The organism is Streptomyces sp. HSG2 (assembly GCF_016598575.1).
Taxonomy (GTDB): domain Bacteria; phylum Actinomycetota; class Actinomycetes; order Streptomycetales; family Streptomycetaceae; genus Streptomyces.
The window spans coordinates 1,155,692-1,182,336 of record NZ_CP066801.1 but is presented as its reverse complement, the minus strand read 5'-3'; the positions used below and the strand labels follow the sequence as shown (position 1 = coordinate 1,182,336).

Annotated in this window: 24 protein-coding genes, 1 pseudogene and 1 riboswitch; of the genes and pseudogenes, 17 read left to right on the top strand and 8 right to left on the bottom strand. The window is 71.2% G+C overall.

All coding sequences use genetic code 11. From position 1 onward, the window contains the following. Positions 1-47 precede the first annotated feature (47 nt). Positions 48-890 carry an RNA polymerase sigma factor WhiG gene (gene whiG, locus JEK78_RS04635; RefSeq protein ID WP_200262822.1) on the top strand — a complete coding sequence of 281 codons (843 nt, stop codon included), beginning with the start codon at positions 48-50 and terminating at the stop codon, positions 888-890. 128 nt (positions 891-1,018) lie between these two features. Further along, a complete protein-coding gene (locus JEK78_RS04630) occupies positions 1,019-1,576 on the top strand; it encodes a TetR/AcrR family transcriptional regulator (RefSeq protein WP_200263995.1) in 558 nt (185 codons plus the stop codon). Between the two features lie 106 nt (positions 1,577-1,682). Here the strand turns inward: JEK78_RS04630 and JEK78_RS04625 are convergent. Next, positions 1,683-2,246 (bottom strand): annotated as a pseudogene (locus JEK78_RS04625) (M23 family metallopeptidase); the annotation flags it as partial. A 325-nt stretch (positions 2,247-2,571) separates the two neighbouring features. On the opposite strand from JEK78_RS04625, the gene rpsB reads away from it, so the two are divergent. From rpsB to JEK78_RS04580, 9 genes are all read left to right on the top strand, one after another. Continuing rightward, complete coding sequence (gene rpsB / locus JEK78_RS04620; protein WP_200262821.1) at positions 2,572-3,438, top strand: 30S ribosomal protein S2; 867 nt, start codon at positions 2,572-2,574, stop codon at positions 3,436-3,438. Positions 3,439-3,599: 161 nt separating this feature from the next. Then, entirely contained in the window at positions 3,600-4,436 is an 837-nt protein-coding gene (gene tsf / locus JEK78_RS04615; protein ID WP_200262820.1) for a translation elongation factor Ts, read from the top strand. Positions 4,437-4,624: 188 nt separating this feature from the next. After that, positions 4,625-5,383, top strand: coding sequence for a UMP kinase (pyrH, locus tag JEK78_RS04610; protein WP_200262819.1), 759 nt, complete (start codon positions 4,625-4,627; stop codon positions 5,381-5,383). 139 nt (positions 5,384-5,522) lie between these two features. Beyond that, on the top strand, positions 5,523-6,080 hold the full coding sequence (gene frr / locus JEK78_RS04605) for a ribosome recycling factor (RefSeq protein ID WP_200262818.1): 558 nt from the start codon (positions 5,523-5,525) through the stop codon (positions 6,078-6,080). Beyond that, positions 6,080-7,171, top strand: a complete 1,092-nt coding sequence (locus tag JEK78_RS04600; RefSeq protein WP_200262817.1) for a phosphatidate cytidylyltransferase — start codon at positions 6,080-6,082, stop codon at positions 7,169-7,171. The genes frr and JEK78_RS04600 overlap by 1 nt, the downstream gene beginning before the upstream one ends. 185 nt (positions 7,172-7,356) lie before the next feature. Then, positions 7,357-8,463: a 23S rRNA (adenine(2503)-C(2))-methyltransferase RlmN gene (rlmN, locus tag JEK78_RS04595; RefSeq protein ID WP_200262816.1), complete on the top strand. Its 1,107-nt coding sequence runs from the start codon at positions 7,357-7,359 to the stop codon at positions 8,461-8,463. 53 nt (positions 8,464-8,516) lie between these two features. Further along, positions 8,517-8,622, top strand: a riboswitch (TPP riboswitch). A gap of 75 nt (positions 8,623-8,697) precedes the next feature. Then, complete coding sequence (locus JEK78_RS04590) at positions 8,698-9,789, top strand: thiamine ABC transporter substrate-binding protein (protein ID WP_242483266.1); 1,092 nt, start codon at positions 8,698-8,700, stop codon at positions 9,787-9,789. Continuing rightward, positions 9,753-11,441 carry an iron ABC transporter permease gene (locus tag JEK78_RS04585; RefSeq protein WP_200262815.1) on the top strand — a complete coding sequence of 563 codons (1,689 nt, stop codon included), beginning with the start codon at positions 9,753-9,755 and terminating at the stop codon, positions 11,439-11,441. The genes JEK78_RS04590 and JEK78_RS04585 overlap by 37 nt, the downstream gene beginning before the upstream one ends. Position 11,442: 1 nt before the next feature. After that, on the top strand, positions 11,443-12,528 hold the full coding sequence (locus JEK78_RS04580) for an ABC transporter ATP-binding protein (RefSeq protein ID WP_200262814.1): 1,086 nt from the start codon (positions 11,443-11,445) through the stop codon (positions 12,526-12,528). A 234-nt stretch (positions 12,529-12,762) separates the two neighbouring features. Here the strand turns inward: JEK78_RS04580 and trxB are convergent, their stop codons facing one another. Together trxB and JEK78_RS04570 are read right to left on the bottom strand one after the other, a co-directional pair. Then, a complete protein-coding gene (gene trxB / locus JEK78_RS04575) occupies positions 12,763-13,737 on the bottom strand; it encodes a thioredoxin-disulfide reductase (RefSeq protein ID WP_200262813.1) in 975 nt (324 codons plus the stop codon). Next, a complete protein-coding gene (locus tag JEK78_RS04570; protein ID WP_200262812.1) occupies positions 13,734-14,156 on the bottom strand; it encodes an arsenate reductase ArsC in 423 nt (140 codons plus the stop codon). The genes trxB and JEK78_RS04570 overlap by 4 nt, the downstream gene beginning before the upstream one ends. Before the next feature lie 95 nt (positions 14,157-14,251). Here JEK78_RS04570 and JEK78_RS04565 point away from each other — a divergent pair, with 95 nt between their 5' ends. From JEK78_RS04565 to JEK78_RS04550, 4 genes are all read left to right on the top strand, one after another. After that, the gene (locus JEK78_RS04565; RefSeq protein ID WP_200262811.1) at positions 14,252-14,560 is read left to right on the top strand and encodes a metalloregulator ArsR/SmtB family transcription factor; all 309 of its coding nucleotides are present in this window, start codon (positions 14,252-14,254) and stop codon (positions 14,558-14,560) included. Beyond that, complete coding sequence (gene arsB, locus JEK78_RS04560) at positions 14,557-15,669, top strand: ACR3 family arsenite efflux transporter (RefSeq protein ID WP_200262810.1); 1,113 nt, start codon at positions 14,557-14,559, stop codon at positions 15,667-15,669. Before JEK78_RS04565 ends, arsB begins: the two co-directional genes overlap by 4 nt. Then, the gene (locus JEK78_RS04555) at positions 15,666-16,724 is read left to right on the top strand and encodes an ArsO family NAD(P)H-dependent flavin-containing monooxygenase (RefSeq protein ID WP_200262809.1); all 1,059 of its coding nucleotides are present in this window, start codon (positions 15,666-15,668) and stop codon (positions 16,722-16,724) included. Before arsB ends, JEK78_RS04555 begins: the two co-directional genes overlap by 4 nt. 401 nt (positions 16,725-17,125) lie before the next feature. Beyond that, positions 17,126-18,529, top strand: coding sequence for an NAD(P)-binding domain-containing protein (locus JEK78_RS04550; RefSeq protein ID WP_200262808.1), 1,404 nt, complete (start codon positions 17,126-17,128; stop codon positions 18,527-18,529). A 488-nt stretch (positions 18,530-19,017) separates the two neighbouring features. Here JEK78_RS04550 and JEK78_RS04545 read toward each other — a convergent pair whose 3' ends face one another. From JEK78_RS04545 to JEK78_RS04535, 3 genes are all read right to left on the bottom strand, one after another. After that, positions 19,018-19,425, bottom strand: coding sequence for a VOC family protein (locus tag JEK78_RS04545; RefSeq protein WP_200263993.1), 408 nt, complete (start codon positions 19,423-19,425; stop codon positions 19,018-19,020). Between the two features lie 110 nt (positions 19,426-19,535). Further along, positions 19,536-20,930 carry a hypothetical protein gene (locus JEK78_RS04540; RefSeq protein ID WP_200262807.1) on the bottom strand — a complete coding sequence of 465 codons (1,395 nt, stop codon included), beginning with the start codon at positions 20,928-20,930 and terminating at the stop codon, positions 19,536-19,538. Then, a complete protein-coding gene (locus JEK78_RS04535) occupies positions 20,912-21,697 on the bottom strand; it encodes an ATP-binding cassette domain-containing protein (protein ID WP_200262806.1) in 786 nt (261 codons plus the stop codon). Before JEK78_RS04535 ends, JEK78_RS04540 begins: the two co-directional genes overlap by 19 nt. A 473-nt stretch (positions 21,698-22,170) precedes the next feature. Here JEK78_RS04535 and JEK78_RS04530 point away from each other — a divergent pair, with 473 nt between their 5' ends. Continuing rightward, complete coding sequence (locus JEK78_RS04530; RefSeq protein WP_200262805.1) at positions 22,171-23,610, top strand: gamma-aminobutyraldehyde dehydrogenase; 1,440 nt, start codon at positions 22,171-22,173, stop codon at positions 23,608-23,610. Positions 23,611-23,844: 234 nt separating this feature from the next. Further along, positions 23,845-24,831, top strand: a complete 987-nt coding sequence (gene sph, locus JEK78_RS04525; RefSeq protein WP_242483265.1) for a sphingomyelin phosphodiesterase — start codon at positions 23,845-23,847, stop codon at positions 24,829-24,831. Here sph and JEK78_RS04520 read toward each other — a convergent pair. Together JEK78_RS04520 and JEK78_RS04515 are read right to left on the bottom strand one after the other, a co-directional pair. Further along, on the bottom strand, positions 24,804-25,514 hold the full coding sequence (locus JEK78_RS04520; RefSeq protein ID WP_200262804.1) for a glycerophosphodiester phosphodiesterase: 711 nt from the start codon (positions 25,512-25,514) through the stop codon (positions 24,804-24,806). The genes sph and JEK78_RS04520 overlap by 28 nt on opposite strands. After that, positions 25,511-26,590, bottom strand: coding sequence for an adenosine deaminase (locus JEK78_RS04515; RefSeq protein WP_242483264.1), 1,080 nt, complete (start codon positions 26,588-26,590; stop codon positions 25,511-25,513). The genes JEK78_RS04520 and JEK78_RS04515 overlap by 4 nt, the downstream gene beginning before the upstream one ends. Positions 26,591-26,645 lie beyond the last annotated feature (55 nt).

Sequence of the window (26,645 nt, the reverse complement as noted above, 5' to 3'; positions counted from 1 at the left end):
GGCAGCACGCCATCACGGCAGAACGGCAGAACGGCACAAGGCGACGAATGCCCCAGCACCTCTCCGGACCCGACCGGGCGGCCACCTCCCCAGCCGTCCGGACCGGGCGAAGCGCCCGGCCGCCCGCCCCCTCGGCTCTCGACGAGTTGTGGCGGTCCTACAAGACGACGGGGGACGTGCGGCTGAGGGAGCAACTGATCCTGCACTACTCGCCCCTGGTCAAGTACGTGGCTGGTCGCGTGGGCGTGGGTCTCCCGCCCAGCGTCGAGCAGGCCGACTTCGTCTCCTCCGGAGTCTTCGGACTGATCGACGCCATCGAGAAGTTCGACGTCGACCGGGAGATCAAGTTCGAGACGTACGCGATCACCCGGATCAGAGGGGCGATCATCGACGAGTTGCGGGCCCTCGACTGGATCCCGCGGTCCGTCCGACAGAAGGCACGCAACGTGGAGCGGGCCTACGCCACGCTGGAGTCGCGCCTGCGGCGGACGCCGTCGGAGGCCGAGGTGGCCGAGGAGCTGGCGATGCCCGTGGAGGATCTCCACGCCGTCTTCCGGCAGCTGTCCTTGGCCAATGTCGTGGCCCTGGAGGACCTGTTGCACGCCGGGACGGACGGCGGCGACCGCCTGACCTTCCTGGACACCCTGGAGGACACCGACGCCGCCGACCCGGTCGAGGTGGCCGAGGACCGGGAGCTGCGGCGCTTCCTGGCTCGGGCGATCACCTCCCTGCCCGACCGGGAGAAAACCGTGGTCACTCTCTACTACTACGAAGGTCTCACCCTCGCCGAGATCGGAAACGTCCTGGGGGTGACCGAGAGTCGGGTGTCCCAGATCCACACGAAGTCCGTCCTGCAGTTGCGTGCCAAGCTGGCCGGCTTCGGTCGCTGACCGGCCCCGCCGCGGCGAGCCTGCCGGTGGCCGAGGGCGGGGCCGGTGCCGGGGGTCGGGTGGATCCGGTCCCGTGCCGCGGCGCCCGTCCGTACAGTGGAGCGGTGCCAAGGATCAGAGCGGCCTCGGTGGCCGCGCACCGGTCGATGCAGCGCGCCGCCTTGCTGGACGCGGCACGCTCCCTGTTGTCCGAAGGCGGAACGGAGGCGCTGACCTTCCCCGCCCTGGCGGAGCGCACCGGGCTGGCCCGGTCCTCCGTCTACGAGTACTTCGGATCGCGGGCGGCCGTCATCGAGGAACTGTGCGCCGTCGACTTCCCCGTCTGGGCCGCCGAGGTCGAGGCCGCCGTGGCCCGTGAGGCGAGTCCCGAGGCCCGGGTGGAGGCGTATGTGCGCGCCCAACTGGAGATGGTGGGGGACCGTCGGCACCGCGCCGTGGTGGCCATCTCCGCGAGCGAACTGGACGCGGGGGCGCGGGAGCGGATCCGCGCAGCGCACGGAGCGCTGATCACCATCGTCGTCGCCGCCCTGGCGACTATGGGCCACGACCGCCCGAGACTCGCCGCGTCCTTGCTTCAGGGGGTCGTGGACGCGGCCGTCCGACGGATCGAGCTGGGCGCGGCGGAGGACCCGCCCCAGGTCGTGGACGCGGCCGTCGCCATGGTGTTGCGCGGGGTCCGGATGTGAGGTGCGGGGCGTGTGGAGGTCTGGCCGCGTGCCCTCGCCCGGCGTCCCGGTGCCGAGGTCCTGGGCGTCGGCGGCTCGCCCCGCGCCCTGGAGCCCCCGGCTCGGGGATCGGCAGAAGTCGTGAAGGCCCGGTCCCCGGAAACCCGGGCGGCATCAGGAGAAGCGGATCCAGGTAGGCGTCGCCGCGACGCAGGCCCCAGTGCAGGCACGACCGGGGACAGTGGCGGACTGCGGGCTTCGATGTGTCCGGTTCGATCGTGCCCACCGTGTCGCCGGCCGCGACCGTCCGGCCGCTCGCCACGCTCGGCCGCACGGGAAGGTACGTCGTACGCAGCGGAGGGTTTCCGCTGCCGGCCAGTTCCACCGAGACGGCGCCCCGGCCACCCACCCGGCCCGCGAAGGAGACCCGTCCGGCCGCCACGGCGCGCACCGGCGTCCCCGGTGGCGCGGCCAGGTCGACCCCCCGGTGGCCCGCCGCGTAGGGCGTCGCCGGGGGTTCCCAGCCGCGCAGGATCACCGGTGGCGAGGTGTCGACCGGTCGGCGCACCCCGAGGGCGGGGACGCTCGCGTCGTCGCCGAACGATCCCGGGGTCGGCGCGGGTCTCCCCGCCGCCGTCGGCTCCGACGGGCGGGCGCCCACGCCGAGGAAGAGCGCCGGAAGGACCGTCATGATCAGGGTCAAGGCCGGGAGAGTGGCCCCGGTGTGCCGTCGCCGCCGTCTCATGACCGAACTCTCCCCTCCGCGTGGTGGCTGCCGACGGACGCTGTGGACTACTCACCGGTTGTGGACAGGGGCGTCACCCGAGGGCTCGCGGGTCCCGTACACTTCTGCTGGCGGCCCGGGTGACCGGGTCGACTTCGCACGCCCCGACACGCGCTCGTCGAAGCTCGTGTCAGCGCCCCTCGGTCCCTTGTGGCACGGCGCGTCGTGGGCGTCAGGCGCGGGAGCCGTCCGGCCCCGCGGCACAACCGAGCAACACGAGGAGAGTACGGCCATGGCCGTCGTCACGATGCGGGAGCTGCTGGAGAGCGGCGTCCACTTCGGTCACCAGACCCGCCGTTGGAACCCGAAGATGAAGCGCTTCATCTTCACCGAGCGCAACGGCATCTACATCATCGACCTGCTCCAGTCGCTGTCGTACATCGACCGCGCCTACGAGTTCGTCAAGGAGACGGTGGCCCACGGTGGCACCGTCATGTTCGTCGGCACGAAGAAGCAGGCGCAGGAGGCCATCGCCGAGCAGGCCACCCGTGTCGGTATGCCGTTCGTCAACCAGCGCTGGCTGGGCGGCATGCTCACCAACTTCTCCACTGTCTACAAGCGTCTGCAGCGCCTCAAGGAGCTTGAGCAGATCGACTTCGAGGACGTGGCCGCCTCGGGCCTGACCAAGAAGGAACTGCTGGTCCTCTCGCGTGAGAAGGCCAAGCTGGAGAAGACGCTCGGTGGTATCCGCGAGATGCAGAAGGTGCCCAGCGCCGTCTGGATCGTGGACACCAAGAAGGAGCACATCGCGGTCGGCGAGGCCCGGAAGCTGAACATCCCGGTCGTCGCCATCCTGGACACCAACTGCGACCCCGACGAGGTCGACTACAAGATCCCGGGCAACGATGACGCGATCCGTTCGGTCACGCTCCTCACCCGTGTGATCGCCGACGCCGTCGCCGAGGGCCTGATCGCCCGTTCCGGCGCCGCCGGCGAGGGCAAGGGCGAGAAGGCCGCCGGCGAGCCGCTCGCCGAGTGGGAGCGCGACCTGCTGGAGGGCGAGAAGAAGGCCGAGCCGGAGGTCGCCGAGGTGGAGACCCCGGCCGCCGAGACCGAGAAGCCGGCCGAGACCCCCGCCGCCGAGGCTGAGCAGGCCTGACGCCTCTCATCCGTGGATGACCCAGGCGGGAGCGGTCGGCACCAGCGCCCTCCCGCCTGGGCATCGCCGGTCAGCGGTGTGCCCGCCCTCGCGTTCCCGCGCGGACCCGGGCACCCGCAGATCCTCGATCCGCAAGACCCTCGAGAAGGATTCACAGACTCATGGCGAACTACACCGCCGCCGACGTCAAGAAGCTCCGTGAACTCACCGGCGCCGGCATGATGGACTGCAAGAAGGCGCTGGACGAGGCCGAGGGCAACGTCGACAAGGCCGTCGAGGCGCTTCGCATCAAGGGCCAGAAGGGCGTGGCCAAGCGCGAGGGCCGCTCCGCCGAGAACGGCGCCGTCGTCTCGCTCATCGCCGAGGACAACTCCTCCGGTGTCATCGTCGAGCTGAAGTGCGAGACGGACTTCGTCGCCAAGGGCGACAGGTTCCAGGCCGTGGCCAAGACGATCGCCGAGCACGTCGCCAAGGTCGGCCCGGCGGACCTGGAGGCGCTGCTCGCCTCGGAGATCGAGCCCGGCAAGACCGTGCAGGCCTACGTCGACGAGGCCAACGCCAATCTCGGCGAGAAGATCGTCCTGGACCGTTTCGCGCGCTTCGCCGACGGCTACGTCGCCGCCTACATGCACCGCACGATGCCCGACCTGCCTCCGCAGATCGGCGTCCTCGTCGAGCTCGACAAGCCCGACGCCGAGGTCGCCAAGGGCGTCGCGCAGCACATCGCCGCCTTCGCGCCGAAGTACCTGGCCAAGGAGGACGTCCCCGCGGACGTCGTCGAGGCCGAGCGGCGAATCGCGGAGGAGACCACCCGTGCCGAGGGCAAGCCCGAGGCCGCCCTCCCCAAGATCGTCGAGGGTCGTCTCAACGGGTTCTTCAAGGACGCCACGCTCCTGGGCCAGCCGTACGCGCTGGACAACAAGAAGTCCGTGCAGAAGGTGCTGGACGAGGCCGGTGTCACCTTGAAGCGTTTCTCGCGCATCAAGGTCGGCATCTGAGTCCGCGCCGCGACGGAGGCACGACCCGGGTAGGGTCGACAGCGGCCGTCCGCGGGCACCGTCGAGTGCCCGCGCATCACGGGCGAGAGCGGAATTGACGAGGAGGCCATTGCCGCGTAAGGGTTCGCGACCCCACCGGCAATGGCCTTCCACGTATGTGGGAAGCACGCAGAAGAGGCGGGATCTCCATGAGCACCAAGGGCGAGAAGAGCGACGACGGCAAGGTCCGGGGCCGGTTTCTGCTGAAGCTGTCCGGAGAGGCGTTCTCCGGTGGCGGGGGCCTGGGTGTCGATCCCGACGTGGTGCACGCCATCGCCCGTGAGATCGCGGCCGTCGTGAGGGACGGGGCGCAGGTCGCCATCGTCATCGGCGGGGGCAACTTCTTCCGAGGGGCTGAACTGCAGGTCCGGGGGATGGATCGGGCGCGCTCCGACTACATGGGCATGCTCGGCACCGTGATGAACTGCCTGGCGCTCCAGGACTTCCTGGAGAAGGAGGGCGTGGACTGCCGCGTGCAGACGGCGATCACCATGGGGCAGGTGGCGGAGCCGTACATCCCGCTCCGCGCCGTCCGTCACCTGGAGAAGGGCCGCGTGGTCATCTTCGGCGCGGGCATGGGCATGCCCTACTTCTCCACCGACACCACGGCGGCCCAGCGAGCCTTGGAGATCGACGCCGAAGCGCTCCTCATGGGCAAGAACGGTGTGGACGGTGTCTACGACTCCGATCCGAAGGCCAACCCGGACGCCGTGAGGTTCGACGCGCTGGGCTACGGCGAGGTCATCACCCGCGACCTCAAGGTCGCCGACGCCACCGCGATCACGCTCTGTCGTGACAACCGACTTCCCATCGTGGTCTTCGAGCTCTTGAAGGAGGGCAACATCGCGCGCGCCGTCAAGGGTGAGAAGATCGGCACGCTGGTGGGTGACCAGGGCGGTCGGGACTGACCCGGAGACCGCCGCGCCGATTCGGGGGATGGACAATGTCCCGCGGGTCGGGAACGGTGCAGGAACAAGACGCGACGCGGCCGGCCGCCGTTACGACACGAGGACGGCCGGGCCCGCTCAAGAGACGCAGGAGCAAGTGGTGATCGAAGAGACCCTCCTCGAGGCCGAGGAGAAGATGGAGAAGGCCGTCCTGGTCGCCAAGGAGGACTTCGCCGCGATCCGCACGGGCCGGGCGCATCCGGCGATGTTCAACAAGATCGTGGCCGATTACTACGGCGCGATGACGCCGATCAATCAGTTGGCCTCGTTCTCGGTCCCCGAACCACGGATGGCTGTCGTCACGCCCTTCGACAAGAGCGCGCTGCGCAACATCGAGCAGGCGATCCGCGATTCCGACCTCGGCGTCAACCCGAGCAACGACGGGAACATCATCCGGGTGGTGTTCCCGGAGCTCACCGAGGAAAGGCGGCGCGAGTACATCAAGGTCGCCAAGGGCAAGGGCGAGGACGCGAAGGTGTCGATCAGGTCCGTCCGTCGCAAGGCCAAGGACGCCATCGACAAGATGGTCAAAGACGGCGACGTCGGCGAGGACGAGGGACGCCGCGCGGAGAAGGAGCTCGACGACACCACGGCGAAGTACGTCGCCCAGGTCGACGAGCTTCTGAAGCACAAGGAAGCCGAGCTTCTCGAAGTCTGATGGACGAGTCTTCCCGGGGCGTACCCACGGGCACCGGGTACGTGGGGACCGCCGAACGGGTGCCTCGCCCCGGCCATGTCCCCGGGGTGCCGCCGGTGGATTCCGCTTACCCTACGCACAGCGCTCAGCACACCCGCCCGCTGCCCGTGGTGCCCGGCGTGCCCGAGGACGCCGGGTACGACGCGCGCCGGGACGGCGGACGGGGCGACCGACAGAATCCGGAGCCCATGCCCGACGCCTCGAACCCGGCGCCTCCGTCCCAGCCGGCACCGCAGAAGAAGAGCGCGGGGCGCGACCTGGGCGCGGCGATAGGAGTGGGCGTCGGGCTCGGTGCGGTCATCATCGTGTCGTTGTTCGTCCAGAAGGCCGTCTTCGTCGGTGTGATCGCGGCGGCGGTGGTGGTCGGGCTGTGGGAGCTGGCTCGTCGCCTGCGGGAGCGCAGGGGCATTCGGGTGCCGTTGGTGCCGCTGGCCGTCGGTGGTGCGGCGATGGTGGTCGCCGGATACGCCCGGGGTGCCGACGGTGCCTGGGTGGCCATGGCGTTGACGGCCCTTGCGGTCTTCGTCTGGCGTATGACCGAACCTCCCGAGAATTACCTGAGGGACGTCACGGCCGGTGTCTTCGCCGCCTTCTACGTGCCTTTCCTCGCGACCTTCGTCGCGTTGATGCTGACCGCCGAGGACGGACCGTGGAGGGTCCTGACCTTCCTGCTGCTCACCGTCGTGAGCGACACCGGGGCATACGCCGTGGGCTGGCGCTTCGGCACCACCAAGCTGGCCCCCCGGATCAGCCCCGGCAAGACCCGCGAGGGGCTGCTGGGCGCGGTGGCCTTCGCGATGGTGGTCGGGGCACTGTGCACGCAGTTCCTGATCGACGGGGGCCGCTGGTGGCAGGGGTTGGTCCTGGGCCTGGCGGTCGCGGTCAGCGCCACTCTCGGTGATCTCTGCGAATCGATGATCAAGAGGGACCTCGGCATCAAGGACATGGGCTCGCTGCTGCCCGGGCACGGCGGCATCATGGACCGGCTCGACTCCCTGCTCCCGACGGCGCCGGTGGTGTGGCTGCTCCTGGTGATCTTCGTCGGCGGCTGACCGCGCCGAGAGGTCGGCTCGTCCCGTGTGCCGTCACCGAACACCGGCAGCGGCCTCGTGGCTCTTCAGGGTGCCTGCCCCCGGGGCGTGACGAATAGGCCGCCGTGGGGTGCGTCGGCGCCGTCGCGGAGGGCACCCGGGACCCGTCCGGTGCATCGGTGGGGATCTGCGACACTGGTACGACCATGCCCAAGCCCGGAGAGCTCACATTCGTCGCCCCCCGCGGAGCCAAGAAGCCGCCGCGGCACCTCGCCGACCTGTCGCCCGCCGAGCGTGGGGAGGCGGTCGCCGCCCTCGGCGAGAAGCCGTTCCGCGCCAAGCAGCTGTCGCGACACTACTTCGCGCGCTACGCGCCCGAGCCGGAGCGGTGGACCGACATCCCGGCCGGTTCGCGTGCGCGGCTGCGTGAGGCCTTGCTGCCCGAACTGATGACGGTGGTCCGCCATCTGTCCACCGACGCGGGCACCACGCGCAAGACCCTCTGGCGTCTGTTCGACGGGACCTTGGTGGAGTCCGTGTTGATGCGCTACCCCGACCGGGTCACCATGTGCGTCAGCTCGCAGGCGGGGTGTGGCATGAACTGCCCGTTCTGCGCCACCGGTCAGGCCGGTCTGGACCGCAACCTCTCCACCGCGGAGATCGTCCACCAGATCGTCGACGGGGTGCGCGCCCTGCGGGACGGCGAGGTGCCCGGGGGGCCCGCGCGACTGTCCAACATCGTCTTCATGGGCATGGGCGAGCCACTCGCCAACTACTCGCGCGTCGTCGGCGCGATCCGGCGGCTCACCGACCGGGAACCGGATGGCCTCGGGCTGTCCCAGCGTGGCATCACGGTCTCGACGGTGGGCCTGGTTCCCGCGATCCACCGCTTCGCCGACGAGGGTCTCACCTGCCGGCTGGCGATCTCGCTCCACGCGCCCGACGACGAGTTGCGCGACACCCTCGTCCCCGTGAACACCCGGTGGAGGGTGCGCGAGGTGCTGGACGCGGGCTTCGCCTACGGCGCGAGGTCCGGACGGCGGCTGTCGATCGAGTACGCGCTGATCCGGGACGTCAACGACCAGGCGTGGCGGGGCGACCGCCTGGGCCGGCTACTCAAGGGAAGACCGGTGCACGTCAACCTGATCCCGCTCAACCCGACGCCGGGTTCCCGCTGGACCGCGTCCCGTCCCGAGGACGAGAAGGCGTTCGTCGAGGCCGTCGCCGCCCATGGGGTGCCGGTGACGATCCGTGACACCCGAGGGCAGGAGATCGACGGGGCCTGTGGTCAGCTGGCCGCGACCGAGAGGTAGGGTGGCCGGTCCGAGGGCACCTCGGCGGACGGGTCACCCGTCCGACCATCTTCATATTCCGACAGGGGAGCGCCACAGCGCTGAGAGTGCGGCATCGGCCGCAGACCCTCCGAACCTGGCCCAGGTCATTCTGGGTAGGGAGATCGGTCACCGCTCGAGCTGTTGCGTCCCACCCGGACCCGTCGTGGGTGCCGGGCGGGGCCGCGTCTTCTCCTGGTCACCCGGGAGGAAGCAGTGGGGAACACCGACAAGCGATGGGTCGCGGCGCTCGGCGCACTCGGCATGGCCTGCGGGCTGGTCGCCTGTGGCGCGTCCGGAGACGCCGCCGACGAGGCGGACGGCCAGCGGTCGACCGTCACGCTCGTGAGCCACGGCTCGTGGGCGGTATCCGACGACGTGGTCGCCGAGTTCGAGAAGACCTCCGGATACCGCTTGCGCGTCCTGGAGGACGGCGACGCCGGGCAGGCCGTGAACAAGGCGATCCTGACCAAGGACAACCCCCAGGGCGACGTCTTCTTCGGGGTCGACAACACGCTGTTGTCCAGAGCCCTGGAGAACGGCCTGTTCCAGTCGTACGAGGCCGAGGGGATCGACCGGGTGCTGCCCGAGTACCGCGTCGACGAGGAGGAGCGTCGCGTGACGCCCGTCGACACCGGGGACGTCTGCGTCAACTACGACAAGGCCTACTTCGACGAACGCGGGACGCCGCCGCCCGACACCCTCGACGACCTGGTCGATCCCGAGTACAAGGATCTCCTCGTCACCGAGAACGCGGCCACCTCCTCCCCGGGGCTGGGCTTCCTCCTGGCGACGGCCGCCGAATACGGCGAGACCGGATGGTCGGACTACTGGGAGAAGCTGCGCGACAACGGCGTGAAAGTCGTGGACGGCTGGGAACAGGCCTACAACGAGGAGTTCTCCGGTTCCGCCGGAGGGCGTCAGGCCGGTGGAGAGCGCCCGCTCGTGGTCTCCTACGCCTCCTCTCCGCCCGCCGAGGTGATCTTCGCCGACCCGCAGCCGGACACGGCCCCCACCGGAGTCGCGACGGGCACCTGCTTCCGACAGATCGAGTACGCGGGACTGCTGGCCAACGCGGCGAACCCCGAGGGCGGCAAGGCTCTCCTCGACTTCCTCGTGGGGCGGACCTTCCAGGAGGACATGCCACTGAACATGTTCGTGTACCCGGTCCGGGAGGACGCTCGGATACCCGAGGCGTTCGCCGAGCACGGTCCTCCGGTCGCGAACCCCCGGACCATGGATCCGGAGGAGATCGCCGAGCACCGCGACGCATGGGTCAAGTCGTGGACGTCGCTGGTCCTCAGGTAGCCGCGACGGACGGTCGGCGGTCACGGGGGGACCGCGCACGCCTGGCGCTGATGATCCTCCCCGTGCTGTTCTTCGGGGTGTTCTTCGCCTATCCGGTGGCCGCCATCGTCGCGCGGGGACTGCGCCCCGAGGGCTTCTGGGAGTTGGGCCGGATCGGGGAGGTCGTCGCCGATCCCGGAATCCGGGGTGTGCTCTGGTTCACCACCTGGCAGGCGTCGGCCTCCACGGCGCTCACGCTGTTGATCGCCCTGCCCGGCGCGTACGTGTTCGCCCGCCTGGACTTCCCCGGCAAGCGGCTGCTGCGGGCGGTGGTCACCATTCCCTTCGTCCTTCCCACCGTGGTCGTCGGCACGGCGTTCCTCGCCCTCGTCGGTCGGGGAGGTCTCCTGGACGATCTGTGGGGAGTGCGGCTGGACACGACGGTCTGGGCGATCCTCTTGGCACACGTGTTCTTCAACTACGCCGTCGTCGTCCGCACGGTCGGTGGTCTCTGGTCCCAACTGGACCCTCGGCAGGAGGAGGCCGCCAGGATGCTGGGGGCCTCGCGCAGCCGGGCCTGGCGCACGATCACGCTCCCCGCGCTCGCGCCCGCCGTCGGCGCCGCCTCGCTCATGGTCTTCCTGTTCACCTTCACCTCCTTCGGGGTCGTGCAGATCCTCGGCGGTCCCACCTTCGCCACGTTGGAGGTGGAGATCTACCGTCAGACCTCCCAGGCGTTCGACCTGACGACCGCCGCCGTCCTGACTCTGGTGCAGTTCGCCGCGGTCGCCTCGATCCTCGCCGTCCACGCGGCGACCGTCCGCCGCCGGGAGACCGCCCTGACCCTCGTGGACGCGGCGGTCACCGCGAGTCGCCCCCGAGGCGTCGGGCAATGGGCTCTGCTGGTCTCCGTCCTGGCCACCGTGGTCGCCCTGATACTGCTGCCGCTCGGAGTGCTGGTGCGGCGCTCCTTGCGGGCCCCCGCGTGGGGCTATTACCGGGCCCTGACCCGCGAGGACGGCGGTGCCTTCCTCGTGCCCCCCATCGAGGCGGTGGGCAACTCCCTGCGCTTCGCCGCCGTCGCCACCGCCCTCGCGGTGTCGATCGGGGGTCTCGCCGCCGCCGCCCTGGCCCGCCGGGAGGCCGGCCGATGGGTGCGTGGCCTCGACGCGCTGCTGATGCTGCCGCTCGGGATCTCGGCGGTGACCGTCGGGTTCGGTTTCCTGATCGCCTTGGACGAGCCGCCGCTCGACCTGCGGTCGTCGTGGATGCTGGTGCCTTTGGCCCAGGCCCTGGTCGGGGTGCCGTTCGTGGTGCGGATCATGGTGCCGGTGCTGCGTGCCGTGGACACCCGGCTCCGAGAGGCGGCGGCCGTGCTCGGAGCGACGCCCTGGCGGGTGTGGCGGGAGATCGACCTGCCGTTGGTCCGAAGGGCGCTGCTGGTCGCCGCCGGGTTCGCCTTCGCGGTGTCGCTCGGGGAGTTCGGAGCGACCGTGTTCATCGCTCGTCCCGACGATCCCACGCTCCCGGTGGCCGTGGCACGATTGCTGGGCAGGCCGGGGGAGACGAACTACGGCCAGGCCATGGCCCTGTCGACGATACTCATGATCGTTTGTGCTGTGGCGCTGTTGTTGCTGGAGCGGCTGCGTACCGACCGGACCGGGGAGTTCTGAGATGTCGTCCGACCTGTCGAGCCGGCCCGATCCGAGACCGGTGAACGGGGCCTCGCCCGGTCCTGCCGGGCTGCTGACCCTGGAAGGGGCCACCGTGCGTTTCGGCGGGCGAACGGCGCTCGACGCAGTCGACCTGGCGGTGGCCGAGCACGAGCTGGTCTGTCTGCTGGGACCGAGCGGCAGTGGCAAGTCCACCCTGCTGAGGGCCGTGGCGGGACTGCGCCCCCTGGACGCCGGGCGGGTCCTGCTCGACGGCCGAGACCAGACGTCGGTGCCGGCGCACCGGCGTGGAGTGGGCCTTATGTTCCAGGACCATCAGCTCTTCCCTCAACGCAACGTGGCCGGGAACATCGCCTTCGGCCTTCGGGCACAGGGTGCGGGAAGAGCCGAGCAGCGCGACCGCGTCGCGGAGTTGCTCGACCTGGTCGGTCTGCCGGACGCGGGTGATCGGGCGGTATCCGCCCTCTCCGGCGGTGAGCAGCAGCGCGTGGCGTTGGCACGCGCTCTCGCGCCGCGACCTCGCCTGCTGATGCTGGACGAGCCGCTCGGGCAACTCGACCGCTCCCTGCGTGAGCGGCTGGTGGTCGAACTCCGCGAAGTGTTCGGACGCCTCGGCACCACCGTGCTCGCCGTCACCCACGATCAGGGAGAGGCATTCGCGCTCGCGGACCGGGTCGTGGTGATGCGCGACGGCCGGATCGTCCAGACCGGGACCCCCTTGGACGTCTGGCGGCGTCCCGCCGACGAATTCGTGGCCCGGTTCCTCGGATTCGACAACGTGGTCCCGGGCACGGTCACCGGGCGGGTGGCGGACACCCCCTGGGGGGAGATCCCGGTCCCCGGGGGCTCCGCCCAGGGGGACCGGACGGTGTTGGTGCGCCCCGAAGGGGTCCGTGTGCTCGCCGACGGCCCCGGCCTGCGCTGCCTGGTCGTCGGCCGGACCTTCCAGGGCAGTCGTGTCGCCGTTCGCCTCCGCCCCGACCGGGGGCCCTTGCTGGAGGCGGCATGCCCCCTGCGCTCCGCACCCGACCCGGGGGAGGACGTGCGGGTGGAGTTCGACGCCGCCGACACCGTCGTGCTCGAGTGAGGCGACGCGCCTCCTCGGCGGCGCGGGCCGTGCTGTGACCACGCAGCTTCGTGGGCAACAGCGGCGCAGGGTCCCTGGTCGGACGGGTGTGTCGCTGCGCAGTCGGCAGGACGCGGCGGGATGGTCGGCAAGCCGTGGCTGCCGAGCGCGATCGCGCTTTCTGCCGATGATGCCTGATGCCGGAACAGCACCAGGGCCGCCCGGACTCTCGGAGCGGCCCACCCGCGAGTGCGCTCAGGCCGGGACGACAGCGGTCTCCGGTTCGGTCTCGGCCGTGCCATGGGCGGCGAGGTGGCGCTCGGCGTCCAGCGCCGCGGCCGCACCGGTGCCGGCGGCGGTGATGGCCTGGCGGTAGGTGTGGTCGACGACATCGCCGGCGGCGAACACCCCGGGCAGACTCGTACGCGTCGACGGGGAGTCCACCTTGACGTAGCCCTCGTCGTCGAGGTCCAGCTGTCCCTTGAACAGCTCGGTGCGCGGGTCGTGGCCGATGGCGATGAACAGGCCCGTAACGTCCAGGTCGCGGGTGGCGCCGGTGAAGACGTCGCGCAGGACGACGCCGCCGAGCACGCCGTTCGCCTCCTTGGTCTGGGCGATCTCGCTGTCGAAGGCGAAGGAGATCTTGTCGTCGGCGAAGGCCCGGTCCTGCATCGCCTTCGAGGCGCGCAGGGTGGAGCGGCGGTGGACGACGGTGACCGAGCGGGCGAAGCGGGTCAGGAAGGTGGCTTCTTCCATGGCGGTGTCGCCGCCGCCGACTACGACGATGTCGCGGTCACGGAAGAAGGCCCCGTCGCAGGTCGCGCACCAGGACACCCCGCGGCCGGACAGCTCGTCCTCATTGGGGAGGCCGAGCTTGCGGTAGCCGGAGCCGGTCGCGACGATCACCGTCTTCGCGCGATGGACGGTGCCCGCGGAGTCGGTGAGAAGCTTGATGTCGCCGGCGAGGTCCACCTCGACGATGTCGTCGTCGATCATCTCGGCGCCGAACCTCTCGGCCTGAGCCCGCATGTTCTCCATCAGGACGGGGCCGTCGACGCCCTCGGGGAAGCCGGGGAAGTTCTCGACCTCGGTCGTGGTGGTCAGCGGCCCGCCGACGAAGATGCTGCTGCCGAACAGCAGGGGACTGAGCTGGGCGCGGGCGGTGTAGAGGGCGGCGGTGTATCCGGCGGGGCCGGAGCCGATGATGACGACCTCGCGTATCTCGCTCACGCCGTCGCCTCCGGATTCGCCGGGGCGATCTCGGCGATCAGGCCCTCCACCAGGGTCTTGATCTCGTCGCGGATCGGGCGTACGGCTTCGACGCCCCGGCCGGCCGGGTCCTCCAGCTTCCAGTCCAGGTAGCGCTTGCCGGGGAAGACGGGACAGGTGTCACCGCAGCCCATGGTGATGCACACGTCGGACTCGCCGACCGCGTCGATGGTGAGGATCTTCGGCGTCTCCTGGGAGATGTCGATGCCGACCTCGGCCATCGCGGCGACGGCCGCCGGGTTGACCTGGTCGCCCGGGTCGGAGCCGGCGGAGCGGACCTCGACGCGGTCACCGGCCAGGTGAGTCAGCCACGCGGCGGCCATCTGGGAGCGGCCGGCGTTGTGGACGCAGACGAACAGGACGGACGGCTTGTCGGCCATGGTGATCGTTCTCTCTCGTCGCATGGCGGAACCCAGCCGCCAATGACTTCAGCCCCCGCTGGTATCAGCGAGTGATGATGTGAGAGTATCAGCACATGCTGACTTCAGTCGATCCTGATGTGATCCGAGTGCTGGGCGATCCGCTCCGCCTTCAGATCGTGACCCTGCTCGCGCGCGAGACGCTCTGCACGACGCACCTGGTCGAGGAGACCGGCGCCAAGCAGACCAACCTGTCCAACCACATGAAGGTGCTGCGCGAGGCCGGGATCGTGGAGACCGAGCCGTGCGGCCGTTTCACCTACTACAAGCTCAAGCCCGAGGTCCTGGCCGGCCTATCCGAACAGTTCGCCGAACTCGCCGCCTCCGCCCTCACCGCCGCCGAGAACAAGAGGGCCTGCCCGTGACCTCCACCGAGCCCACCACCTCCCCGGCTCCGACTGGCGGTACGGACGACTCGATCGTCAAGAAGCTCTCCACCCTCGACCGCTACCTCGCGGTGTGGATCCTGATGGCCATGGCCGTCGGCCTGGGGCTGGGCCGGATCGTCCCGGGGATGAACGACGCGCTCGCGAAGATCGAGGTCGGCGGGATCTCCCTCCCGATCGCCCTCGGCCTGCTCGTGATGATGTACCCGGTCCTCGCTAAGGTCCGCTACGACCGGCTCGACCGAGTGACCGGCGACAAGAAGCTGATGGTCTCCTCGCTGATCATCAACTGGATCGTCGGCCCGGCGGTCATGTTCGCACTGGCGTGGACCTTCCTGCCGGACCTGCCCGAGTACCGCACCGGCCTGATCATCGTCGGTCTGGCCCGCTGTATCGCCATGGTCATCATCTGGAACGACCTCGCCTGCGGCGACCGTGAGGCCGCGGCCGTCCTCGTCGCCCTCAACTCGGTTTTCCAGGTCCTCGCGTTCGGACTGCTGGGCTGGTTCTACCTCGACCTGCTCCCCCGGTGGATGAACCTCGGCGACGGCCAGGGCCTGGACGTCTCGGTCTGGCACATCGCACTGAACGTGATCATCTTCCTCGGCATCCCACTGCTGGCCGGCTTCCTGACCCGCCGCGTCGGCGAGCAGAAGCTGGGCCGCGCCGACTACGAGCGGAAGTTCCTGCCGAAGATCGGCCCTTGGGCGCTGTACGGGCTGCTGTTCACGATCGTCGTCCTGTTCGCGCTGCAGGGGAAGACGATCACGTCGCAGCCACTGGACGTGGTCCGAATCGCGCTGCCGCTGCTGGTGTACTTCGCGGTCATGTTCTTCGGCGCGTTCCTCCTCGGCAAGGGCCTGGGTCTGGCCTACGACCGCACCACGACCCTGGCGTTCACCGCGGCGGGCAACAACTTCGAGCTGGCCATCGCGGTTGCCATCGCAACCTTCGGCGTCACCTCCGGCCAGGCTCTGTCCGGCGTCGTCGGCCCGCTCATCGAAGTCCCGGTGCTGATCGGCCTGGTCTACGTCGCGCTCGCCTGGCGACGGAAGTTCGCCCCGGGCGCGGTGACGACGGCCCCGTGACCCGGCAGACGGATGTGGTGGTGGTCGGCGGCGGCCAGGCAGGGCTCGCCGCCGGCTACCACCTGCGTCGGCGCGGCCTCGGCTTGGTGATCCTGGACGCCGATGCGGCGCCGGGCGGGGCATGGCAGCACATGTGGGACTCTCTGCACCTGTTCTCCCCGGCCGAGCACTCTTCCCTGCCCGGACGGCTCATGCCCGCCCAGGCGGGTGAGACCTACCCGGGCGCCGGGCACGTGGTGGAGTACCTCGCCGACTACGAGAAGCGCTACGACCTGCCCGTTCAGCAAGGCACTCGCGTGGACGCCGTACGCCGGGACGGTGACCGGCTCCTGGTCGAGGCGGATGCCGGCACCTGGCGGGCCCGTGCGGTCATCAGCGCCACCGGCACCTGGTCGCGGCCGTTCCTGCCCGCCGTCCCCGGCCGGTCCGTCTTCACCGGCCGGCAGCCGCACACGGTGAACTACCGCCGTCCGGCCGACTTCGCCGGGCAGCGTGTCGTCGTGGTCGGCGGCGGGAATTCCGGCGCGCAGATCGCCGCGGACCTCGCCCTGGATGGCGACGTCGAAGTGACGTGGGTGACCCGGCGCCCGCCCCGTTTCCTGCCGGACGACATCGACGGCCGGGCTCTGTTCGATGTCGCCACCGCCCGCCGCCGTGCCCTGGACGCCGGCCGCACCGACACCGGCGGGGTCGCCTCGCTCGGCGACATCGTGGCCGTGCCGCCCGTCCGCGCGGCCCGCGACGCCGGGCTCCTGACCGCGAGGCCGATGTTCGCCCAGCTCACGGCAACCGGTGTCCGGTGGGCTGACGGCAGCCAGAGCAGCGCGGACGTGGTGGTCTGGTGCACCGGCTTCCGCCCGGCACTGGCCCACCTTGCCCCGCTGAACCTGCGGGGTCCGCGCGGGCACATCCCCACCGACGGAACCCGGGCTGTGGGCGAGCCGCGGCTGCACCTGCTCGGCTACGGTGACTGGACCAGCCCGGCCTCGGCCACCCTCATCGGCGTCGGCCGCACCGCCCGCGATGCCGCCCGCGAGATCGCCGGCCTGGCGTGACCGGCCACGTGATGGCGGGGCTGCGACGTTCGAGGAGGACGACGTCGCGCCAGGCGCCGTGATGGCGGGTCGATCCCGGCTTGGTAGGCGAGCACCCGCCCCGCACGCTCCGGCGCCAGCGGCACGATCACCGCGCTCGCGGATCCGGGGACCTGTCCTGGTCAAGGCCGTGAGCGACCCTGCGGTGGTACGTCGCCTGGAGCCGGAACTGCATGATGCCCGCGCCGACACGGCGCCCGATCACCCCGACGAACCGCAGCAGCGCCACCCCGAGAATGGCCAGGCCCGCTCCATCAGCGAACCAGGATTTCGACGAATGTCTATGTTGACGCTCATCGGCGTAGGTGCCATGCTGGGCCGCGCAAGCCATCGACAGATGTCGAAACAAGCGAGGAGTCGCCGTGACCGCGCCCGCCACCACCGAGCTGCCCGTCGTCGTGATCGGGGCCGGACCCGTCGGCCTGGCCGCCGCCGCCCACCTCATCGACCAGGGCATCGAACCCCTCGTCATGGAAGCAGGGCCCACCGCCGGCGCCGCGGTGCGCGAGTGGTCGCACGTGCGCCTGTTCTCCACCTGGGGCGAGGTCGTCGATCCCGCCGCCGAGAAGCTCCTTGCCCCCACCGGATGGACGAGGCCGGACCCGGCCGCGTACCCCTCTGGCGGCGACTGGGTGGAGTCCTACCTGCAGCCGCTCGCCGACGTCCTCGGCGGCCGCGTCCGCACCGGCGCGCGCGTCACCGGCGTCTCCCGCACCGGTCGGGACCGGATCGTGGACGCCGACCGCGAGGCCCAGCCGTTCGTCCTGCACGTCGCCCACACCGACGGCCGTGAGGAGCGCCTCCTCGCCCGCGCCGTCATCGACGCCTCCGGCACATGGGCCATGCCGTCCCCGGCCGGCGGCAGCGGACTGCCCGCGCTCGGCGAGAAGGCCGCGGCGGACCGGATCACCTACCGCGTCCCGGACCTGAAGGACCCGGACGTCCGAGCCCGGTACGCGGGCAAGCGCACCGCCGTCATCGGCTCCGGCGCCTCCGCGTTCACCGCTCTCGCCTACCTCGCCGACCTCGCCAAGTCCGACGACGGCTCGGGCACGAAGGGCGTGTGGATCCTGCGCCGCGGCATCTCCGGCTCCACCTTCGGCGGCGGCGAAGCCGACCAGCTCCCCGCCCGCGGCGCCCTGGGCCTGGCGGCCAAGGCCGCCGTCGACGAGGGCCACGCCGACGCGGTCACCGGCTTCCGCACCGAGGCGATCGAGCGCGACACCGACGCTCGCCTGGTCCTGGTCGGCGAGGACGGCCGCCGCCTGGACCCGGTAGACGAGGTCATCGTGCTGACCGGCTTCCGCCCCGACCTGTCCTTCCTCGACGAGCTGCGCCTCGGACTGGACGAGCGCCTCCAGGCACCGGTCGAGCTCGCGCCGCTGATCGACCCCAACCAGCACTCCTGCGGCACCGTCTACCCCCACGGCCACCGCGAGCTCTCCCACCCCGAACAGGGCGTGTACCTGGTCGGCATGAAGTCCTACGGCCGCGCCCCGACGTTCCTCGCGATGACCGGCTACGAGCAGGTCCGCTCCGTCGCCGCGGCGATCGCCGGCGACTTCGAGTCCGCCGACCGCGTGGAACTGACCCTGCCCGAGACCGGAGTCTGCGGCGGTGCCGGTCTGTTCGACACCTCCGACACCGCTGAGGCCGACGGTGGCTGCTGCGCGCCCGCGCCGCGGTTCGTCCAGCTCGGCGCTCCCGCCACGGTCGGCGCGGCGGCTGCCGAGGAGGCAGCGGCGGGCGGCTGCTGCGGCTCATGACCGACCTCACAGGGCAGTACACCTGGCTCACCGGCGATTCGTAGCCGTGCTTCCGCCCCCGGGAGACCAGCACTCCGGCCCGGGACGATGCCACTGATTCGTCCTCCAGGTGAAACCGCGGACCGGCTTCGACGACAGCACCGGCACCGAACCCGGATCCCGGACCGGCCAGACGACCTCCAACCCGTTGATCTGCCACGCAGCCGTCCAGCGACTCGCCCGGTTGTCCCGCATCGCCCAACCGTGTACGGGCCTCGTCCAGGCTCCCGTACGGCGACATCAGCTCGTCCAGGACGCACGCGTCGGAACGCACCTGGGGGACGGTTCGGATTCACCGCACCGGACGACCAGCTCGAACGCCGCCCCGCAGTGGTTGATCGCAACTGATCATTTCGGAGAGCAACCACAGAGCGACATCAGCGTTGTTCGCCAACAAGCGTGCTCATTTGCCAACCGTGCTGCGTCGTGACACGCGCCGGCGGTCCGGATCAGCGATCCAGGGCGGCGGGGTCCATCCACATGATCTCCCAGGTGTGCCCGTCGAGATCGTCGAACGAACGGCCGTACATGAAGCCCAGGTCCTGGACCTTCTCGGAGGCGGTGCCACCGGCTGCCACGGCACGCTCGACCAGCGCGTCGACGTGCGAGCGGCTCTCCGCGCTCAGCGCGATCAACACCTCGCTGGTGCTGGTGGCGTCCGCGATCCGCTTGTCCGTGAAGTCCGCGTAGCGGGAACGCGTCAGCAGCATCACCACGATGGTGTCGCTGACGACCACGGCGGCGGTCGACTCGTCGCCGAACCGCGCGTCGATCGCGTAGCCCAGTTCGGTGAAGAAGCCCTTCGCCGCGGCGAGGTCCTCGACGGGAAGGTTCACGAAGATCATCTGCTGGTACACGGGTTCCCCCATCGGTGGTCGATTCCACGGCGCCTTGCCGCGCCGTCTCCTATAGGACTCACGGGCCCCGCGAAACTCGTCGGTCCCACGAAAACGCTCCGACGGACTTGTCAGCGGCCGGCCAACGGCCCCGCCGCCAGGTCCGCCACGACCAGCGTCAGCGGGCCGAACACCGCCGCCAACGCGGCGGCCCGGAGCGCCACGGAACCCCGGAGCACGCCAGGGGGGGCTCCCAACCGCAGGAGAGCCTCCGTACTCCCGGCCCGGGCGTGTTTGGCCTCGACCGCGGCGGTCAGCAACGATGCCATCGCGCAACCCGCCACCAGGGAAGCGCCCAGGGTGCTCAGAGGTCCGAAACGGGGACCGTCGGCGCCGTACCAGGCAGCGGCGGCGAAACCCGCCGAGGCCACCGCGCAGACCACACCGAGCGGACGACCGATCCGAGCCGCCTCCTCGGTCAGTCCCCGGCCGGCGAGCAGGCGCATCGCGCCCGGACGCCCCGCGCTCAACAGCCGCCCGCACAGGTGGGTCAGACCGGGCCCCGCCAAGGCCAACCCCACGGCGGTCAGCGCCCAGCCGGCCAGAACGCCGGCGGCGGGAGTGTCGGGGACACCGGAGGCCGCGCCGCCCTGGCTCTCCACCGCGATACCCGCCGCGACGAGGGCGGCACCCCACGGCAGGGAGCCCGGGGGCCGGTCGACAGCGCCGCGGTCGAGATCCTGGCCGCGGTCGGAGACCGAGACCGGCGGCGCCGACTCCGATGACGCGCTCGTCGCGTCGGCGGATCGCGTCGCCGGGGCGGACCGTCCTTCGGGCGCCGGGGGTTCGGCCGTGCTCGCGCCCACCCGGCTCCCCGGTGCGGGCCGGCGGGCACCGAACCGCCCGTAGGCGCCGAAGGTCTCCCGGGACGCGAGTCCGTAGGCTCCGAACCGGCCGTGTCGACGGTGTCCCCCCGGCCCGCCCCCGCCCTCTGCGTCGGCGCGCCGGGGGAGGCTCGAGGCGGCTCTCGGCGAGAGTGCCACCGCCACCGTCGAGATCAGGGGGACCAGGGCCAGGAGGGTCAGCGCCGCCGGCATCGGCAGCGCCTGCCCGCCCGTGATACCGCCCGGAGCCCCGTCGTCGAGGTACACCCCCGGAGTGTCGCCGGACAGGTGGAGGAAGAGGGCCAGGGCCGACAGGGAGCCGAGGACGCAGGAAACGGCGGTGGCGGTCGCCGAGATCGCTGCCGGTCCATCCGGTCGAGACCCGGCGGCCGACGCCCCGGAGCGGCGCCGGCCGCCGGGGTCGGCACGGGCGACGGCGACGGCGAACTGCACGGTCGCGGCGAGGGGGGCGGCGCACCAGGCGAGCCGGAGGGCCGAGGCACCCGGTGTCCCGGGATGCCCGAGCGCGTGTCCGAGGGTGCTCAGCAACAGGAAGCCGGTGCCCGCCGACGCCGCCACGACGGACAGCCTCCGCACGTGGGCGCCCCAGCGCGCGCCGAGGGTCAGGCGGAGAGGGAGCACGCCGCTCGGCCTTCCGTGCCGGCGGCCGGTGAGGCCGCGTTCGTCCCGGCGAGCGGAGGCAGGTGCACGGTCCGCACGCGCCGGCCGTCGAGCAGGGCCACGGTGCGGTCCGCGAGCGCGGCCACCCGCGGGTCGTCGGTGGCGAGTACGACGGTGATCCCGTGGCCGCGGGCGGCGGTCGTGAGCGAACGCGCCACCACGACCGCGTCGGCCCGCTCGTGGGCGTCCGCACCGTGCGGCGGTCGGGTCGGATCGTCGGCGAACAGCACCGTGGGCGCGGTTGCCAGAGCGCGCGCGACACGGACGCGACTGCGCTCGGCGGGCCGGAGCTCCCACGGGTGGCGGCGGGCCGAAGCCCCGACGTCCATGCGTTCCAGCCATTCGAGGGCGACCGTCTCCGCCTGGCGACGGGTGGCTCCCCGCAGCATGAGGGGCAGGGCCGTGTTCTCCCGGACGTCCAACCCGGGGGTCAGCTCCGTGTCGGAGTCGATCCAGGCGAGGTGTCGTCCTCGGAGCCGTGCTCGGGAGAGCCGACCCCGGGTGCGCGGGAGAGCGCCGCCGAACCGGATCTCTCCCCGACCGGGGCGGAGCAGACCGGCCAGACAGCCCAGGAGAGTCGTCTTGCCGCTGCCGCGTGGTCCGACCACCGCGACGATCTCGTGCCGTCGGAGACCGACGGACACCCCCCGCAGGGCCCAGTCGCCGTCGTCGTGACGGAAGTGCAGGGACCGCGCCCGGAGCAGGTCGTCGTCGGGTGGGTCCACCATGGGCGTACACCTCGGTTCTGATCGGTGGCCGACGTGCCGTCCCCCGCGCGGGGCCCCTCCCGCCGGAGGGGAGGCGGCGCCGATCGGGACAGCGCGTCCGATGCGGTCAACCGGCACGCTAGGCAGGGCCGGTTCGAGGGACGGACGGCGCCGCGCCGTCCGGGGAACGGGGTCCACTCGACCGGGCCTCGCCTGACCACTCGACCGGTCCTCGGGCGAAACCGCCCAGGGCCCCGAGAGGTGTAGGAGGATTTCGGCGACCCGGCGCTCGCGCCGCCCGGACCTGCCGGGAGACGGACGAGCCGGGCACGTGGTGGACGATCCGCCGGGCCCGGGGGCCTCGTCCTTCAGGAGATCCGGAGGATCGGCACACCGTCATATCGACGCCGGCCGAGGCTGACCGTCACCGGAAGCGGACACGGTACTAGGCTGGGTGTCTCGCAGAGTGGACACCCGACCTTGGAGGCCCGGCAGTGAGCACCGAACTTCGTCGTCTGCGCAACTACATCGGCGGTGAGTTCCGGGACGCCGCGGACGGACGGACCACCGAGGTGGTCAACCCTGTCACCGGCGAGGCGTACGCGACGGCGCCGCTGTCCGGCGTGGCCGACGTGGACGCCGCGATGGAGGCCGCGGCCAAGGCGTTCCCCGGTTGGCGCGACACCACTCCGGCGGAGCGTCAGAAGGCGCTGCTGAAGATCGCCGACGCCTTCGAGGAGCGTGCCGAGGAGCTGATCGCCGCAGAGGTGGAGAACACGGGCAAGCCCACCGGGCTGACCCGTACCGAGGAGATCCCTCCCATGGTCGACCAGATCCGCTTCTTCGCGGGCGCGGCGCGCATGCTCGAAGGCCGTAGCGCCGGCGAGTACATGGAGGGCCTGACCTCCATGGTGCGCCGCGAGCCGATCGGCGTGTGCGCCCAGGTCGCGCCCTGGAACTACCCGATGATGATGGCCGTCTGGAAGTTCGCTCCCGCGCTCGCGGCCGGCAACACGGTCGTCCTGAAGCCCTCGGACACCACGCCCGCCTCGACGGTCCTGATCGCCGACATCATCGGCTCGGTCGTTCCCCCCGGCGTCTTCAACGTGGTCTGCGGCGACCGTGACACCGGCCGTCTGATGGTCGAGCACGAGACACCGGCGATGGCGTCCATCACGGGCTCCGTGCGCGCCGGCATGTCGGTCGCCGAGTCCGCCTCCAAGGACCTCAAGCGCGTCCACCTGGAGCTGGGAGGCAAGGCACCGGTCGTGGTGTTCGAGGACACCGACATCCCCAAGGCCGTCGAGGACATCTCCGTCGCCGGCTTCTTCAACGCCGGCCAGGACTGCACGGCGGCCACCCGCGTCCTCGTGCACGAAGCGATCCACGACGAGTTCGTCTCCGCTCTGGCCAAGGCCGCGGCCGAGACCAGGACCGGCCGGCCGGACGACGAGGACGTCCTCTACGGTCCGCTGAACAACCCGGAACAGCTCCGCCGGGTGGCGGGCTTCGTGGACCGACTGCCCGCCCACGCCAAGGTCGAGGCCGGCGGACATCGTGTCGGCGAGACGGGCTACTTCTACGCCCCCACCGTCGTGTCCGGCCTGCGCCAGGACGACGAGATCGTCCAGCAGGAGGTGTTCGGTCCGGTGATCACCGTGCAGGCCTTCCGCGACGAGGACCAGGCGGTCGAGTGGGCCAACGGCGTCGAGTACGCCCTGGCCTCCTCGGTCTGGACCAGGGACCACGGACGCGCCATGCGGATGTCCCGCCGACTCGACTTCGGCTGCGTGTGGATCAATACCCACATCCCGCTCGTCGCCGAGATGCCCCACGGGGGCTTCAAGAAGTCCGGCTACGGCAAGGACCTCTCCGCGTACGGCTTCGACGACTACACCCGCGTCAAGCACGTGATGACGTCGTTGGACGTCTGACGGTCCGGGTCCCGGGAGTCGGCGCTCCCGGGACCCGGAAGCGACACGGCGGGGCTTCCGGTGGGCGGCCGGCGGCGGGGGTCGCCGGTCCGGGGCCGAGGCGGGGTGCCCGTCGCTTCCCGTACGTCCGACGGACAACTCCTGCCCGCAGGGGGGTCACGCCGGCGTACTCGACGGTGGTTTGATGGCCGGCGCACGCCCTGTGTCCGGCCACACCGTCCCCGGGGAGACCTCGTGACGCCCTCGTTCCCACGCCGTTCCCGCCGCGCCGCGGCACTCGTGACGACCCTCGCCGCCGTATCGGCGGCGGCCTCGACGCCCGCTGCCTCGGCCGTCGAGGAGGAGTCCCCGATGCGGGTCCTCTCGTACAACGCCTTTCTCTTCAGCGAGACCCTGTACCCGAACTGGGGCCAGGACCACCGTGTCGCGGCCATCGCGAAGGCGTCCTTCGCCTCCCAAAACGACGTGGTGGTGTTCCAGGAACTGTTCGACAACTCCTCCGCGGACGCGTTGAAAGCGGCCCTGTCCGACCGCTACCCGCACCAGACCCCGGTCGTCGGGCGCTCCAAGAGCGGTTGGGACGCCACCGGCGGGTCCTACTCCGTCCTCACCCCCGAGGACGGAGGCGTCGCCATCGTCAGCAAGTGGCCGATCCTCCGCCGCGAACAGTGGGTGTACGAGGACGCCTGCGGAGCCGACTGGTGGTCGAACAAGGGCTTCGCGTACGTCGTCCTCGACGTGAACGGCCGCCGGGTCCACGTCGTCGGCACCCACGCCCAGTCCACCGACCCCGGTTGCGCCGCGGGGGAGGCGGCGCGCACTCGCGCTCGCCAATTCCGGGCTCTCGACGCCTTCCTGGACGCCAAGCGGATCCCCGCCGACGAACAGGTCCTGGTCGCCGGAGATCTCAACGTGGACAGGCACGGTGCCGAGTACCCCTCGATGCTCGCCGACGCCGGATTGGTGGACGCGGACACGAGAACCGGACACCCGTACTCCTTCGACACCCAGGACAACTCCATCGCCCGGTACCGCTACCCGGACGATCCCCGCGAGGACCTCGATCACGTCCTGCACCGAGCCGGACACGCCCGTCCCCCGGTGTGGAAGAACGACGTGGTCAAGGCGGAGACCGAGCCGTGGACCGTGAGCAGCTGGGGCAAGAGGTACACGTACACCGACCTCTCCGACCACTACCCGGTGGTCGGCTCCGCCGGCTGACGCGGGCCCCGTTCGAGGAGGGCGCGGAGCACGTCCACGCGGTTCGTGGTGATCGAGTCGACACCGGCGTCCGTCAGCCGCCGCATGGAGCGTCCGGTGTCCGGGGTCCACACGGACACCAGACGGCCGTCGTGGTGGATTCGCTCGACCAACGGCCCGTCCACCAACGCGAAGGCGTAGTTGAGCCAACGTGGGCGCACCGCGTCCATCAGAGCCGGGCGGGGCGGTGCGGAGGAGGTCCAGGTCAGGGCGATCTCGGCGCGGGCGTCCACGGCGCGCACGGCGAGCATGGCAGGGGCGCCCGCGCAGTACTCGACCCGGTCGGACGCCCCCTGCGAGCGGACGACCTCGACGATCCGTCGGACCGCGGCGTCGTCGGGCGCGCCGGGGAGGTCGAGCAGAAGACGCCGCCCCTCGGTCGCGGCCAGGGCCTCCTCGAGCGTCGGCACCCGGCCGGCGGTCAGCTCGCGTACCTCGGCCGACGACAGCGATGCCAACGGGCGGTCTCGTCCCCAGAGGCGTTGGAGCGTCGCGTCGTGGAGCAGGACCGGGACCCGGTCCCGGGTCAGCCGGACGTCGACCTCGGCGGCGTCCGCGTCGCTCCGCCACGCCGAGCGCAGGGACGCGAGCGTGTTCTCGCGGCGTCGGTACGGGTCGCCGCGGTGACCCACCGCCCTGGTCAAGGCGCCGGTGCCTCCTTCCCGGAGAGCCACCTCGTGGTGTAGGCGTCGATCTCGCCCGCGATGCGGGCCTTGTCCGCCGGCTCCAGGAAGGAGGCCTCGACCGCGTCGCGGGCCAGCGAGGCGAGGCCGTTCTCGTCGAGGTCCAGCAGCTCGGCCGCGATGGCGTACTCGTTCGCGAGGTCGGTGCCGAACATGGGCGGGTCGTCCGAGTTCACCGTCACCGGTACGCCCGCTCGCACGAGTTCGCCGAGCGGGTGTTCCGCCAGGCTGCCGACGGCTCCGGTGGCCAGGTTCGAGGTCGGGCACACTTCCAGGGTGACGCGGTGCTCCGCCAGGTGCGCGAGGAGCTTCGGGTCCCTGGCGGCGCCGATCCCGTGGCCGACGCGATCCGCCCCGAGGTCGAGCAGCGCCTCCCACACCGACTCCGGGCCGGAGGTCTCGCCGGCGTGCGGCACCGAGCGCAGTCCGGCCGCGCGGGCCCGGTCGAAGTACGGCTTGAATCGGGCCCGGGGGATTCCGACCTCGCGGCCACCGAGGCCGAAGGAGACCAGCCCCTCGGGCCGGACTCGGTCGTCGGTGGCGAGCCGGAGCGTCTCCCGCGCGCCCTCCTCGCCCAGGTCCCCGGGGATGTCGAAGCACCAGCGCAGCAGCACCCCGAACTCCGCCTCGGCCGCCTTCCGGGCGTCTTCGATCGCGTCCATGAAGGCCCGGTCGTCGATTCCGCGCCGGACGGAGGAGAACGGGGTGACGGTCAGCTCCGCGTAGCGCACCTCCTGTCGGGCCAGGTCCCGGGCCACCTCGTGGGTCAGCGTCCGGACGTCCTCGGGGGTGCGGATCAGATCGACCACGGACAGGTAGGCGCGGACGAAGTCGGCGAAGTCGGTGAAGGTGAAGTACTCCGCGAGCGCCTCGGGGTCCTTCGGCACCCCGGAGGCCGGGTGGCGGGCGGCGAGCTCGGCGATGATCCGAGGAGAGGCGGAGCCGACGTGGTGGACGTGGAGTTCGGCCTTGGGCAGACCGGCGACGAACGCTCGGAGTCCGGGCCGCGGCGGGGGGACGGCGAGTCGGTCGGTCAAGGGTCCTCCCCGGCTGTGGCACCCGCGCCCGGTCCGGTGTCGCGGTGCCGGGACG

Coding starts and splice junctions, on each gene's coding strand:
- whiG (WP_200262822.1), top strand. CDS start 48: ATGCCCCAGCACCTCTCCGGACCCGACCGGGCGGCCACCTCCCCAGCC.
- rpsB (WP_200262821.1), top strand. CDS start 2,572: ATGGCCGTCGTCACGATGCGGGAGCTGCTGGAGAGCGGCGTCCACTTC.
- tsf (WP_200262820.1), top strand. CDS start 3,600: ATGGCGAACTACACCGCCGCCGACGTCAAGAAGCTCCGTGAACTCACC.
- pyrH (WP_200262819.1), top strand. CDS start 4,625: ATGAGCACCAAGGGCGAGAAGAGCGACGACGGCAAGGTCCGGGGCCGG.
- JEK78_RS04600 (WP_200262817.1), top strand. CDS start 6,080: ATGGACGAGTCTTCCCGGGGCGTACCCACGGGCACCGGGTACGTGGGG.
- rlmN (WP_200262816.1), top strand. CDS start 7,357: ATGCCCAAGCCCGGAGAGCTCACATTCGTCGCCCCCCGCGGAGCCAAG.
- JEK78_RS04585 (WP_200262815.1), top strand. CDS start 9,753: ATGGGTCAAGTCGTGGACGTCGCTGGTCCTCAGGTAGCCGCGACGGAC.
- JEK78_RS04580 (WP_200262814.1), top strand. CDS start 11,443: ATGTCGTCCGACCTGTCGAGCCGGCCCGATCCGAGACCGGTGAACGGG.
- JEK78_RS04570 (WP_200262812.1), bottom strand. CDS start 14,156: ATGGCCGACAAGCCGTCCGTCCTGTTCGTCTGCGTCCACAACGCCGGC.
- JEK78_RS04565 (WP_200262811.1), top strand. CDS start 14,252: ATGCTGACTTCAGTCGATCCTGATGTGATCCGAGTGCTGGGCGATCCG.
- JEK78_RS04535 (WP_200262806.1), bottom strand. CDS start 21,697: ATGGTGGACCCACCCGACGACGACCTGCTCCGGGCGCGGTCCCTGCAC.